This is a genomic window from Chitinimonas sp. (assembly GCF_036568685.1).
In the GTDB taxonomy this organism is placed as follows: domain Bacteria; phylum Pseudomonadota; class Gammaproteobacteria; order Burkholderiales; family Chitinimonadaceae; genus Chitinimonas.
Map to the genome: position 1 here is coordinate 26,900 of NZ_DATCSC010000125.1, position 13,360 is coordinate 40,259.

Here is a 13,360-nt window from a genome sequence, read left to right on the forward strand (position 1 = left end):
TTGGCGCAAGCGTAGCGAGGCGGGATTTCAGTCTGGCGACAGTCAGGTGACAGTATGGCGTGGCAGATAAGACAACGCCCCGCCGGCTTCAGCAGCCGGCGGGGCGTGTGTGGCGAGCGCGGTCAGACGCCGGCAATGCTGGTGTTGATAGCCTGCAGGGTGGCGAGCGGATCAACACTCTGGGTGATGGGACGGCCGATCACCAGATAGTCCGAACCCGCCGCAATGGCAGCCTCTGGAGTCATGATGCGAGTCTGGTCGTCAGCCACACTGCTGGCGAGGCGGATACCAGGCGTGACGAGCTTGAAGTCGGCACCGCAGAGCTTTTTCAGTACCGAGGCCTCCTGAGCCGAGCAGACCACTCCGTCCAGGCCGCAATCCAGGGTCAGACGAGCCAGCAAGGGCACCTGCACCGCAGGTTCCGGCAGGCCGATCTCGGCCAGGTCTGCACCATCCATGCTGGTCAGCACGGTCACGGCAATCAAGAGCGGGCGATGGCTGTGGGCATCCAGCGCCTCGCGAGCTGCGGTCATCATCTTGCGCCCACCCGAAGCGTGCACATTGACCATCCACACACCCAGCTTGGCCGAGGCCTTGATCGCCTGGGCCACGGTATTGGGAATATCGTGGAATTTCAGATCGAGGAAGATCTCGTAACCCTTGGCAACCAGCGCTTCCACCAGTTGCGGGCCGGCGGCGGTGAACAGCTCCTTGCCAACCTTGAGCCGGCATAGCGACGGGTTGACCCGATCGGCAAAGGCCAGGGCCTGGGCGGCGTCGGGGAAGTCCAGCGGGACGATGATGCGTGGGTCGTGCGACATGGTGACTCCTTGTTACTCGGCCTTGTCAGGCCTGGCAGCCCGAAGGCGCCGCTAAGATCGGGGCCGCATTGCGGCCCCCCTGATCAAGCCTTCAGTTGGCCACGGCTGGGCAAAAAGCTCTCCCAGTCGTTGCAGGCAGGGCAGCGCCAGAAATATTGCCGCGCCTTGAAGCCACAAGAGGCGCAGTGATACATGGAGAGGCCGCGAGTGGCCTCCTGCGTGAGGCGCAGCATGGTATCGAGCTCGGCCTGGCGCTCCGGCGGTGCCGCCTTGGCCTGGGCTTCCAGCAGCTTGAGCAGGCCAGCCATATTGGGATTGCGGCGCAGCTCCTCGCGCAACCAGTCGTAGGCAGACTGCTCCGACTCGGTGGCAGCAAGCCGCTCTACCACCACGTCCAGCATGTCGAGCTCGGGGTAGGTGGCCAGAAAGCCCTTGAGCAAGGCCGTGCCCTCCTCCGGCTTGCCCTGCTTGTCGTAAGCATCGAGCAGCTTGCGGGCGGCAAAGGGCAGGAAGCGATGATCCTGCGATTCGATCCTGAGCCAGGCCTCGACGGCGGCAGGGAAATTGCCCTCGGCAGCGGCCAAATCGCCCAGGAGCAGGTTGGCGCGCACGCATTTGCGATGCTCGGCCAAGGCCTGCTGCAGGAACTGGCGCGCCTCCTGCGGTTGCGAGCGGGTCATGGCACCAGTCGCCAGTTCACAATAGAACTCGGCAATTTCGTGCTGGTAGGTATGACTGGTATCGCGCAGTTGCTGGGCGGTCTCGATGGCCTTGTGCCACTCCTTTTCCTGCTGGTAGATATCCAGCAGGTGGCGGCGGGCGGAACGGGCGAACTCGGTGTCGTCGAGCTTGCCGAACAGTTCCTCGGCACGATCAAACAGGCCGGCCTTCATGAAGTCCAGCGCCAGCTCGAACTGTGCGGTCTGCTTTTCGAAAGGCTTGAGCTCGGGGCGGTCGAGCAGCTTCTGGTGCATGCGCACGGCACGCTCGATCTCGCCTTTTTTACGGAACAGGTGGCCGAGCGCGAATTGCAGTTCGATGGTCTCGTTATGGTTGCGGGCAAGGTCGACGAAAACCTCGACCGCCTTGTCGGTACGTTCGTTGAGCAGGTGATTCAGCCCTTCGAAGTACTGCCGTGGCAGAAGCTTGGAATCGGACAGGATATGGCGGATATCCACGCGGGCCGCCAACCAGCCGAGGCCAAAGCAGAGGGGAAACAGGATCAGCCACCAGGCTTCGAATTCCACAGGGTATTTTCCTTATTGTTATGGGGAGTCTCAGATCACCGCATCGAGGGGCTGTGCCGGTTCGATGCGGCGCATGGCGGCAGCGACCGGCTCGGTGGCGCTGGCCTCGGCCAGTTGCTGACGAGCAGCCTGCAGCTCGCGGCGCAGGCGTGTGAGCGGCAGCAGCAGGGTAAGCACGCCAGCAATGGCACCGAGCACAAAGAAAAGCAGCAGGAAGACCACCAGCGGCGCCTGCCAGCTGGTAGCCAGCAAGCCGTGCAGCAACACGGGGTGGGTGTTCTTGATCGCAAAGGCGAACAGCACCAGGAAGACGACGATCTTGACCAGCCAGGCGAGGTAACGCACGAGAACTCCCAGCCGCCCTCTGGGCGGACATGAACGAGGGCTGCATTTTAACCCGAGCACCCAAAGAAAAACGCGACGTCTTGCGACGTCGCGTTTCACTTGATGCTAGCCGATAAACAGTCAGGCTCATGCGTCCTGGCTGTCTACTCGCTCGCGCAGCTCCTTACCGGCCTTGAAATGGGGCACATACTTCTCCGGCACCGCGACTTTCGTCCCGGATTTAGGATTGCGCCCCACACGCGGCGGGCGGTAGTTCAGGTCAAAGCTGCCGAACCCCCGAATTTCGATCCGCTGGCCACTGGCGAGACTGGTCGCCATGGCATCAAGAATCGTCTTCACGGCCAGTTCGGCGTCCTTCGCCACGAGCTGCGGATAACGCTCCGCGAGCTTGGCGATCAGCTCGGACTTGGTCATGGGGCTACCGGACGACATCGCGGCTTACTCTTGGTTGCCCGAGAGCTTGGCCTTCAGCAGAGCGCCCAGGCTGGTGGTACCGGCGTTGCCAGCCGATTCCGAAGCAGCGAGCTTGCTGATAGCGCTGGAGTCATCGGCGCTGTCCTTGGCCTTGATCGACAGGTTGATCGAACGGTTCTTGCGATCAACGTTGATGATCATGGCTTCGACTTCGTCGCCTTCCTTCAGCACGGTAGCGATGTTCTCGACGCGGTCGCGCGAGACTTCGGTAGCACGCAGGTAGCCTTCGACTTCTTCGCTCAGGGCAATGACAGCACCCTTGGCGTCCATCGACTTGACGGTACCCTTGACGATAGCGCCCTTGTCGTTGGTCGACACGAAGTTGTTGAACGGATCGCCTTCGAGCTGCTTGATGCCCATGGAGATACGCTCGCGCTCGACGTCGATCGACAGCACGATGGCTTCGACTTCGTCGCCCTTCTTGAAGTTGCGAACGGCTTCTTCGCCAGGCAGGTTCCAGGACAGGTCCGACAGATGGACCAGGCCGTCGATGCCGCCAGGCAGACCAATGAACACGCCGAAGTCGGTGATCGACTTGATCGCGCCCTTGATCTTGTCACCCTTCTTGTAGGTGGCTTGGAAATCGTCCCAGGGGTTGGACATGCACTGCTTCATGCCAAGGCTGATACGACGACGGTCTTCGTCGATCTCCAGAATCATCACTTCGACTTCGTCGCCCAGTTGGACAACCTTGGTCGGGTGGATGTTCTTGTTGGTCCAGTCCATTTCGGACACGTGGACCAGACCTTCGATACCTTGTTCGATCTCAACGAATGCACCGTAGTCGGTGATGTTGGTGACCTTGCCGAACAGGCGGGTGTTTTGCGGGTAACGACGACCCAGGCCCACCCACGGATCTTCGCCGAGCTGCTTGAGGCCCAGGGAGACGCGGTTCTTCTCTTGGTCGAACTTCAGCACCTTGGCGGTCACTTCGTCGCCAACGGTCAGCACTTCGGACGGGTGCTTCACGCGACGCCATGCCAGGTCGGTGATGTGCAGCAGGCCGTCGATGCCGCCCAGGTCCACGAACGCACCGTAGTCGGTGATGTTCTTGACGATACCCTTGACGATTGCGCCTTCGGACAGGGTCGACAGCAGCTTCTCGCGCTCTTCACCCATGGTCTCTTCGAGCACGGCGCGACGCGACACAACGACGTTGTTGCGCTTGCGGTCGAGCTTGATGACCTTGAATTCGATTTCCTTGCCTTCGAAAGGAGTGGTGTCCTTGATCGGGCGGATATCGACCAGCGAACCGGGCAGGAAGGCGCGGATGCCGTTGATCATGACGGTCAGACCGCCCTTGACCTTGCCGGAGATCAGGCCAGTCTTGATGATGCCCTGTTCCAGTGCTTCTTCCAGGTCAATCCAGGCGGCGAGGCGCTTGGCCTTGTCGCGGGACAGCTTGGTTTCGCCAAAGCCGTTTTCGACGCTGTCGATGGCAACTTGCACGAAGTCGCCAACCTTGACGTCGACCACACCTTGGTCGTTCTTGAATTCATTGATGTCGATCAGCGACTCGGACTTCAGGCCGGCGTTGACGATCACCACCTTGTCTTCGACAGCAACCACCTCAGCGGTGATCACTTCGCCGGAGCGCATCTCTTGGCGCGCCAGGCTTTCCTCGAAGAGGGCGGCAAAACTTTCCATGGAAGAAACAGCGGTAGTCATTTCAGATTTATCCAGATAGCCCACGTGTACTGCCTGTGGGGTCAAGTTTAAAAACACCAGCCCGGCATTGCGCCGGGTCTGGCACCGCTGCGACGTCGATCTGGCATCGGCGCCGCAGTTTGCCCAGTCATCTGGGCGAAACTTCCTTCCACCAATCGAGCACAGTCCGGACGGCGGCATCGACGGTGAGCTGCGTGGTATCGAGCAATCTGGCGTCCGGCAACTGCTGCAAAGGCGCTACGCTACGGGCCCGGTCACGGGCATCGCGCTGCTCGATATCCTGCAAAATCTGCGAAATATTAACTGATTCCCCTTTTGCAATCAACTGCTTATAGCGGCGATTGGCGCGCTCCTCCGCGCTGGCGGTCAGAAATACCTTGAGCGGGGCCTTGGGAAAGACCACCGAGCCCATATCGCGGCCGTCGGCCACCAGCCCAGGCTGGCGCGCAAAGTCGCGCTGGCGTTGCAGCAGCGCTTCGCGCACCGAAGGCAGCACAGCCACCCTTGATGCGCCCTCGCCTACCGCCTCGGCCCGGATCAACTCGGTAGCATCGTCGCCCTCCAGAAGGATCATGCCCTCCAGAAAGGAAACATCCAGCGTGGCGGCCACTTGGCAGATGGCCGCCTCATCGTCGAGGGCGAGAGTCCGCCGCTGCGCCGCCAGTGCGGTCAACCGATAGAGGGCGCCAGAATCAAGGTAGTGCCAGCCCAAGGCAGCAGCCACCCGGGCAGCCACAGTGCCCTTGCCAGAGGCCGAGGGGCCATCGATGGCGATCACGGATACGGTCTTCATACATAATTCCAATCTATCTGCGCCTGGGCGCGAGCGGGCCGGATTCTGCGCGAATGAGGGCCCAAAGTCGACCCATCCGGCTGCGATTGCCGCGCGCGTCAACTTCCCCTGCCGCACGGCCTGCGGCTACACTGGCCCATTCGCCCCGCACTGCAACAATTCTAGCGCCCACCATGGAACACCTCGACCTCGCCCCTAGCTCTGCCTCCGCCGGTACCGTCCGCCTGCCCGGCTCCAAAAGTATCTCCAACCGTACCCTCTTGCTGGCCGCGCTGAGCGAAGGTCATACCGAGGTGAAGGGCCTGCTGGATTCGGACGATACTCGCCGCATGCTGGAAGCCCTGACCGCGTTAGGCGTGCACTGGGAACAGACCGGTGAACGCGACTATCGGGTCCAAGGTTCCGGCGGGCGCTTTCCGGTGCAAGCCGCCGACCTCTTCCTCGGCAACGCCGGCACCGCCTTCCGTCCGCTGACCGCCGCGCTGGCCCTGATGGGCGGCGAATACAAGCTCTCTGGCGTGGCGCGCATGCACGAGCGCCCCATAGGCGATCTGGTCGATGCGCTACGCGCCCTGGGCGCCCAGATCGATTACCTGGGTAACGAGGGCTACCCCCCGCTGGCCATCCACCCCTGGCAGAACCAGCGCAATGAGCACCCCGGCCTCAGAACCAAGGTGCGTGGCGATGTTTCCAGCCAGTTCCTGACCGCGCTCCTGATGGCGCTGCCGTTGAGCGGCGAGGACGTCCGCATCGAGGTGGTCGGCGAGCTGATCTCCAAGCCCTATATCGAGATCACCCTCAACCTGATGCGCCGCTTCGGCCTGCAGGTCGAGCGCCGCGGCTGGAGCGAGTTCCACCTGCCGGCCGGTCAGCACTACCGCAGTCCCGGCGCCATCCACGTGGAGGGCGATGCCAGCTCGGCCTCCTACTTCCTGGCGGCCGGCGCGCTGGGCGGCGGCCCGGTGCGGGTTGAAGGCGTTGGCGCCGATTCCATCCAGGGTGACGTGAAGTTTGCCGACACCCTGGCCCAGATGGGCGCCTTGATCGCCCTGGGTGAAGACTGGATCGAGGCGACCGGCCCGGTCGCCTCGCGCGGCGGCAAGCTCAAGGCGATCGACGCCGACCTAAACCATATACCCGATGCGGCCATGACCATCGCCGTACTGGCGCTGTTTGCTGACGGCACCACCACCATCCGCAACGTTGCCAGTTGGCGGGTAAAGGAAACCGACCGCCTCAGCGCCATGGCCACCGAGCTGCGCAAAGTCGGCGCCACCGTCGAGGAAGGCCCGGACTACCTGCGCATCACACCGCCTGCCGTGCTGACGCCCAATGCGGTGATCGACACCTACGACGACCATCGCATGGCCATGTGCTTCTCGCTAGTAGCTGTAGGTGGCACCCCCATCCGCATCAATGACCCGAAGTGCGTGGGCAAGACTTTCCCCGAGTACTTCGACGTCCTCGCCACCGTCGCCCGCTAGGCGCCACCAACAAAACCCTCCTGGCGTTGTTGTGCAAGCTTGCCGTACCACCTGTACTGCCTGCGCTTGCCCGCCTGAGCGTGGTTGTTGACGCTTTAGCGTCCTACAACCACGGCCTCCTCCTTGCGGGGAAGCCAGAATCGCTGCGCTGGGTTTTGTTGGCGGCGCCGGCAGAGTAGGCCCGGCCGGATTTGCCGGCCGGCCGGCTGAGCCCGTAAAATCGGGCAAACCCATACCTGCAGCCCCTCCGTGGAGGGGCTTGTCATTTCAGGACACATAACACCATGTCTCTACTCCCCCTGCTGAACGGTCGCTTTGCCGCCGCACTGGCCCAGGTCGGTGCCCCCGACGCCCAGCCCCTGGTGCAGCTCGCCGGCCGCCCTGAGTTCGGCGACTACCAGATGAACGGCGTCATGGGCGCCGCCAAGGCCCTCAAGCTCAACCCGCGTGAACTGGCGCAAAAGGTGATCGACGTGGTCGATCTCGCCGGCGTGGCACAGAGCCTGGAGATCGCCGGCCCCGGCTTTATCAACATCAAGCTCGACGACGCCTTCCTGGCCAAGCACGTAGAGGCTGCCAGCCAGGACGCCAAGTTGGGCGTGGAAGCCCTGCCCCGGCAAAAAGTGATGGTGGAGTACTCCTCGGTCAACCTGGCCAAGGAAATGCATATCGGCCACCTGCGCGGCGGCATCATTGGCGATTCGCTGGCCCGTATCCATGACTTCCTCGGCGAGGACGTGATCCGCCAGAACCATGTGGGCGATTGGGGCACCCAGTTCGGCATGCTGGTGGCCTATATGGTCGAGATGCGCAAGACCGGCGAAGCCTCGCTGGAGCTGACCGACCTCGACAGCTTCTACAAGAAGTCCAAGGTCCGCTTTGACGAAGACCCGGCCTTTGCCGATACCGCCCGCGAATACGTGGTCAAGCTGCAAAGCGGTGACGCCGAGGTGCTGGCGCTGTGGCGGCAGTTCGTGGAAATCTCGCTGGAGCATTGCAACGCCATCTATCGCAAGCTGGGCCTTTTGCTCACCAACGACGATGTGCGTGGCGAGAGCTTCTATAACGACGATCTACCGGTGCTGGTGAATGAACTGCGCGAGCAGGGCCTCCTGACCGAAGACCAGGGCGCGCAGGTGGTCTTCCTTGACGAGTTCAAGAACAAGGAAGGCGAGCCCGCTGCCTATATCGTCCAGAAGCAAGGTGGTGGCTACCTCTACGCCACCACCGACCTGGGCGCCGTACGCTACCGGGCCCGTACGCTCAAGCTGGACCGCTGCCTCTACGTGGTGGATGCCCGCCAGGGCCTGCACTTCCAGCAGCTCTTCACCACCGCCCGCAAGGCCGGTTTTGCACCCGCCAGCATGCAGCTGGAGCATGTGGCCCACGGCACCATCATGGGCCCGGACGGCAAGCCGCTGAAGACCCGCTCGGGTGATACCGTGAAGCTGGTCGACCTGCTCGACGAGGCGATTGAACGTGCCTACAAGCTGGTCAGCGAGAAGAACCCGGAGCAGGACGAAGCCACCCGCCGGCAGATCGCTGCCGCGGTGGGCATCGGCGCGCTCAAGTACGCCGACCTCTCGAAGAACCGCAATACCGACTACATCTTCGACTGGGACGCCATGCTGTCCTTCGAGGGCAATACCGCACCGTACCTGCAGTATGCCTACACCCGAGTACGGAGCATCTTCCGCAAGCTGGGCGACTGGGACCGCAAGGCCCAGGTGGTGCTGACAGAGCCGACCGAGCATGCGCTGGCACTGGAGCTGGCCCGTTTTGCAGACGTGGTCCACCAGGTGGCGCGCGACAGCCTGCCGCACTTCCTGTGCGCCTACCTGTACAACGTGGCAACCGCCTTCTCGCGCTTCTACGAGGCTTGCCCGGTGATCCAGGACGGTCAGGCACACGCCAGCCGTGTTCGCCTGTGCGACCTGACGGCCAAGACCCTCTCCACCGGCCTGGGTCTCCTGGGCATCCAGGTATTGGAAGCCATGTAAGCCGCTGTCTGCGGCCCGCCTTGGCGGGCCTGCAAGCAAAAACGGCCGGGTTTCCCCGGCCGTTTTGTTTTACAGCATCAATACCGCAGCGCTTACTTGGCGGTCTTGAACTGGTTGAAGGCCTTGGTCAGTGCCGACTGGGTGGGCAGGTCGATCACGGCCAGCGGCTGCAGGGTCTTGAGCGCAGCGTCGCTCAGGTAGACCTTGGCATCGCCGGTCAGCTTCTTGTCGACCAGGGCAGTGGCCTTGGCGTTCGGGTTGGCGTAGCTCACCTTGTTGGAGATATCGGCCACGACCTTGGGATCCAGGATGTTGTTGATCCACTTGTAGCCGTTGTCGGCGTTCTTGGCATCCTTGGGGATGGCCATCACGTCGATCCACATGATGGTGCCCTTGCTCGGCACGATGTATTCCAGGTTCTGCGGCTTCTTGGCCGCAGCCGCACGGTCCTTGGCCTGGTACACGTCGCCGTTGTAGGCCATGCCCACGCAGACGTCGCCATTGGCCAGGAGGTCGATCGGGCTGTCATTGAACACGCGCACATCCTTGCGGACCGCCTTCAGGGTGGTCAGCGCGGCGTCAAGGTTGGCCTTGGAGAAGTCATTGGCCGGCTTGCCGTTGTAAACGTTGACCATGGCGAACAGGTTCTTGGTCATCGTGATGAAGGAGATACCGCAGCTCTTGAGCTTGCTGGTGTACTTGGGGCTGAAGACCAGTTCCCACTGGTCCGCCGGCATCGGCTCGCTACCCAGGGCCTTCTTGACCTTGTCGACGTTGATGCCGAAGGCCATGGTGCCCCACATATACGGCACCAGATACTTGTTGCCCGGGTCCACGGTCTCAAGCTTCTTCAGGAACTCGGGGTTCAGGTTGGCCAGGTTGGGCAGCTTGCTCTTGTCGAGCGGGGTGAAAACGTTGGCGCCAATCCACTTGCCGGCGTAGTCAGCCGAGGGGTAGACCACGTCGTAGCCGGACTTGCCGGTCAGGATCTTGGATTGCAGCGTTTCGATGCTGTCGAACAGGTCGTACTTGGTCTTGATGCCGTTCGCCTTCTCGAAGTTGGCGATGGTGTTGTCAGCGATGTAGTCGTTCCAGTTGTAGACGTTCACATTGCCGGCTGCTTGCGCGCCAACGCTGACAGCGTAGGCAACGGCGGCGCCGAGTAGCGTGGGCACAAAGCGGAAAGTAGCCATGAGGGTAGGACTCCGAGAATTTAGGCGGTAACAAAGACGGGGAACCCCCGCCAAACCCTTGGCCGAAGCGGTTTTCGGCGCGCAGTATTACACCATGCAGGGTTGTCGAAATGGGGAAATATTTCCAGCTGCCAGGCGCTCGGCGGCACCTATGCGCCCCATGCTGTGGCATGGCCGCCACAGCGCCGCTGCCGATGGGCTGGTAAAATGCCGGCCTGTCTCCAGAAAGCCCCGCCATGCGCACCTATCTCGACCTGCTGCAACACGTCCTGGACCACGGCACCGACAAGACCGACCGCACCGGCACCGGCACCCGCTCGGTCTTTGGCCATCAGCTGCGCTTTGACCTGAGCCAGGGCTTCCCGCTGGTCACCACCAAGAAGGTGCACCTCAAGTCCATCATCCATGAGCTGCTGTGGTTCCTCAAAGGCGACAGCAATATCGCCTACCTGAAGGAAAACGGCGTCTCCATCTGGGATGAATGGGCCGACGAGCAAGGCAATCTGGGTCCGGTCTATGGCGTGCAATGGCGCAGTTGGCCCACTGCCGACGGCCGCCATATCGACCAGATCAGCCAGGTGGTCGAGCAGATCAAGCGCAATCCCGATTCGCGCCGGCTCATCGTCTCGGCCTGGAACGTGGGCGAGATCGAGCACATGGCGCTGCCGCCCTGCCACGCCTTCTTCCAGTTCTACGTGGCGGACGGCAAGCTGAGCTGCCAACTGTACCAGCGCTCGGCCGACCTGTTCCTGGGCGTGCCTTTCAATATTGCTTCCTACGCCCTCCTGGTGCTCATGGTGGCGCAAGTCTGCGGCCTCAAGCCGGGCGACTTTGTCTGGACCGGCGGCGACTGCCACATCTACAGCAACCACATGGAACAGGTGCAGCTGCAGTTGAGCCGCGAACCGCTGCCGCTGCCGACCATGCAGCTCAACCCGGCTGTGAAGGACCTGTTCGCCTTCAAGTTCGAGGACTTCACCCTGCAAGGTTACGAATCGCACGCCGCGATCAAGGCGCCGGTCGCCGTCTGACCCTAACGCCATCGAGCCGCAGCCTGCCCTGGCCGCGGCACTCAACGACGAGATGCCGTCCATGCTTTCCCTGATCGCCGCCCTGGCCCGCAACCATACCGTGGGTATCAACAACACCCTGCCCTGGCACCTGCCGGACGACCTGAAGTACTTCAAGGCCACTACCAGTGGCCACCCCATCATCATGGGCCGCAAGACCTATGATTCGATCGGCCGGCCGCTGCCCAACCGCCACAATATTGTGGTGACGCGCGACCTGAGCTGGTGCGCCGAGGGCGTGACCGTGGTGCATTCGATTGCAGACGCGCTGCGTGCCGCCGGCGAGGTGGACGAGGTTTTCCTGATCGGCGGTGCCACGCTTTATGCCGAGGCCCTGCCCCATGCCGACCGGCTCTATCTGACCGAGATCGAGGCCGAGGTGGAGGGCGATGCCTTCTTCCCAGCCTGGCCGCGTGAACAGTTCCGCGAACTGCGCCGCGAGTCGCGCGTGGGCCCGGAATTTGCATATAGTTTCGTAGTCTACGAACGTCTGAACTGACCGTCCCGGAGCCGACGGGGCGCTGCGCCGGCAGGAAGGGCCGCCACTGCATGAGTACAGACCCGCATTCATCCCTCCTCGCCGACATGGCCCGGCTCTCGCCGCTGCCCATGCTGGCCGTGTGTGCCGAAAGCGGCGCCATCCTGGCACTGAACCAGCTGGCACGCGATACCCTGGGCCTGTCCGGCAACGAGCCGGCGCTGCGTGATCTGTTCGACAACCCCAGCCTCGCCCGGCAATTTTTGTTGATCGCCCGTAACAACGGCTTTATCCGGCAGTTCGAGGCGCGGATGCGGCTCAGCGGCGGACAGCGGGTGTGGATGCTGCTCTCGGCACGGCTGGTGGAGGTGGAGGGCCGGGCGGCCCTGTTCGTCAATCTGACCGATATCCACGAACGGCGCCTGATCGAAGAAGCCCTGCGCGAGAGCGAACTCCGCCACCGCCGGGTACTGGAGACCGCCAACGAGGGCTACGCGCTGTTCGACGCCCGTACCGGTGAGCTATTGGATGTGAACCCTGCCCTCTGCGACCTGCTGCTCTATCCGCGCGACGAGCTTCTGCGCATGCGGCCAGAGCAGATCGTCACCGAGGACAGCGCCGCCAAGCTCAAGACCCCCATGGATCGCTGGGGTAGTGCCAGCAACCACAAGCTCGAACTGGGTATGCGTCGGGCCAACGGCGAGAAGATCACGGTCGAGGTCAGCGTCTCGGCCATCTCTGACCAGGATGGCAGGCTGACTTCGGTCTTTGCCCTGGTCAGCGACATCACCGCCCGCAAGCTCAGCGAGGAGCGGGTGCTCTACCTTGCCTTCTATGACACGTTGACCGCCCTGCCCAACCGCTTCCTGTTTGCCGAGCATGTGGAACAGGCCCTACGCCAGCGCTTGCGTAGTGACCGGCATCTGGCGCTGATGTTTATCGATCTGGACGACTTCAAGCAGGTCAACGACACCCGTGGTCACGACGCTGGCGACGAGCTGTTGAAGGTAGTGGCCAAGCGCCTGCTGGCCTGTGTGCGCAACACCGATACGGTGTCACGCCAGGGTGGCGATGAATTCATGGTACTGCTGGCCAACCTGAGCAACGCCCGCGATGCCGCCCAGGTGGCTGAGAAGATGCTGACCGCGCTGGCCATCCCCATACCGCTGGGTGACGGTGTAGTCACGGTGCACGCCAGCATAGGCATTGCACTTTGTCCTGAGCACGGCGAAAGCATGACCGAGCTACGCCGGCATGCCGACATTGCCATGTACCAGGCCAAGTTCGGTGGCAAGCACCGCTATGCGATCTACGATGCCGCTGCAACGGAAAGCTGAGTCCGGCCGAAATTAGCGGGTGTAGCGCACTGCTTGCAGGAATAGCCCCGCCACGATCACTAGCCCCAACGCCCAGACGGTGGAGCGAGCCGAGGCTTGGTTAGCCAGATAAAAGACACCATGCAGCAAGCGGGTGACTGTATAGGCGATGGCGGCGATATTGACCTGCTCTGCCGGTACACCGGCCTGGATGGCCGCCAGCACCGCCGCCAGGAAGGCCGGATGCGATTCGAAAGCATTGTTCTGCGCCCACAGCGCACGGGCCGGCAGGCCCTGCAGCTGCGCCTGCTGCAATCTGGGCGCACGGTTGTCGAAGCGCTGGCGATGACCGTCAGGTCCACGACCAAACTTGGCCAGATAGACCCAACCGTAGGGCAGCAAGATCACGATCAGCATGCAGCAATAGGCAACAGCCATGGCGGCCTCCTTATTTGGATAGGGGCCGATATT

Annotated in this window: 13 protein-coding genes; 5 read left to right on the top strand and 8 right to left on the bottom strand. The window is 62.5% G+C overall.

The window, feature by feature from the left end; genetic code table 11:
• Positions 1-122: 122 nt before the first annotated feature.
• The 6 genes from pyrF to cmk form a co-directional block, all read right to left on the bottom strand.
• Positions 123-821 carry an orotidine-5'-phosphate decarboxylase gene (gene pyrF / locus VIM95_RS17730; protein ID WP_331988378.1) on the bottom strand — a complete coding sequence of 233 codons (699 nt, stop codon included), beginning with the start codon at positions 819-821 and terminating at the stop codon, positions 123-125.
• An 83-nt stretch (positions 822-904) separates the two neighbouring features.
• Positions 905-2,068, bottom strand: a complete 1,164-nt coding sequence (gene lapB / locus VIM95_RS17735; protein ID WP_331988380.1) for a lipopolysaccharide assembly protein LapB — start codon at positions 2,066-2,068, stop codon at positions 905-907.
• 30 nt (positions 2,069-2,098) lie between these two features.
• Positions 2,099-2,413: a lipopolysaccharide assembly protein LapA domain-containing protein gene (locus VIM95_RS17740; RefSeq protein ID WP_331988382.1), complete on the bottom strand. Its 315-nt coding sequence runs from the start codon at positions 2,411-2,413 to the stop codon at positions 2,099-2,101.
• A 126-nt stretch (positions 2,414-2,539) separates the two neighbouring features.
• Positions 2,540-2,827 carry an integration host factor subunit beta gene (locus VIM95_RS17745; RefSeq protein ID WP_331988384.1) on the bottom strand — a complete coding sequence of 96 codons (288 nt, stop codon included), beginning with the start codon at positions 2,825-2,827 and terminating at the stop codon, positions 2,540-2,542.
• A 24-nt stretch (positions 2,828-2,851) separates the two neighbouring features.
• Positions 2,852-4,555, bottom strand: coding sequence for a 30S ribosomal protein S1 (gene rpsA / locus VIM95_RS17750; protein ID WP_331988386.1), 1,704 nt, complete (start codon positions 4,553-4,555; stop codon positions 2,852-2,854).
• A 127-nt stretch (positions 4,556-4,682) separates the two neighbouring features.
• Positions 4,683-5,348: a (d)CMP kinase gene (gene cmk, locus VIM95_RS17755; RefSeq protein ID WP_331988388.1), complete on the bottom strand. Its 666-nt coding sequence runs from the start codon at positions 5,346-5,348 to the stop codon at positions 4,683-4,685.
• Between the two features lie 173 nt (positions 5,349-5,521).
• Here cmk and aroA point away from each other — a divergent pair, with 173 nt between their 5' ends.
• Together aroA and argS are read left to right on the top strand one after the other, a co-directional pair.
• A complete protein-coding gene (gene aroA / locus VIM95_RS17760; protein ID WP_331988390.1) occupies positions 5,522-6,832 on the top strand; it encodes a 3-phosphoshikimate 1-carboxyvinyltransferase in 1,311 nt (436 codons plus the stop codon).
• A gap of 284 nt (positions 6,833-7,116) precedes the next feature.
• Positions 7,117-8,832 carry an arginine--tRNA ligase gene (gene argS, locus VIM95_RS17765; RefSeq protein WP_331988392.1) on the top strand — a complete coding sequence of 572 codons (1,716 nt, stop codon included), beginning with the start codon at positions 7,117-7,119 and terminating at the stop codon, positions 8,830-8,832.
• A 92-nt stretch (positions 8,833-8,924) separates the two neighbouring features.
• Here argS and VIM95_RS17770 read toward each other — a convergent pair whose 3' ends face one another.
• A complete protein-coding gene (locus tag VIM95_RS17770) occupies positions 8,925-10,025 on the bottom strand; it encodes an extracellular solute-binding protein (RefSeq protein WP_331988394.1) in 1,101 nt (366 codons plus the stop codon).
• A 236-nt stretch (positions 10,026-10,261) separates the two neighbouring features.
• Between VIM95_RS17770 and VIM95_RS17775 the strand changes: the two genes are divergently transcribed.
• The 3 genes from VIM95_RS17775 to VIM95_RS17785 all read left to right on the top strand — a co-directional run bounded on the left by VIM95_RS17775 (position 10,262) and on the right by VIM95_RS17785 (position 12,910).
• Positions 10,262-11,056 (top strand): thymidylate synthase, encoded by a 795-nt coding sequence (locus VIM95_RS17775; protein WP_331988396.1) that lies wholly within the window; start codon positions 10,262-10,264, stop codon positions 11,054-11,056.
• Positions 11,057-11,117: 61 nt separating this feature from the next.
• Positions 11,118-11,594: a dihydrofolate reductase gene (locus VIM95_RS17780; RefSeq protein ID WP_331988398.1), complete on the top strand. Its 477-nt coding sequence runs from the start codon at positions 11,118-11,120 to the stop codon at positions 11,592-11,594.
• Positions 11,595-11,644: 50 nt separating this feature from the next.
• Positions 11,645-12,910 (top strand): diguanylate cyclase domain-containing protein, encoded by a 1,266-nt coding sequence (locus VIM95_RS17785; RefSeq protein WP_331988400.1) that lies wholly within the window; start codon positions 11,645-11,647, stop codon positions 12,908-12,910.
• A 12-nt stretch (positions 12,911-12,922) separates the two neighbouring features.
• Here the strand turns inward: VIM95_RS17785 and VIM95_RS17790 are convergent, their stop codons facing one another.
• The gene (locus VIM95_RS17790) at positions 12,923-13,327 is read right to left on the bottom strand and encodes an MAPEG family protein (RefSeq protein WP_331988402.1); all 405 of its coding nucleotides are present in this window, start codon (positions 13,325-13,327) and stop codon (positions 12,923-12,925) included.
• Positions 13,328-13,360: the final 33 nt, after the last annotated feature.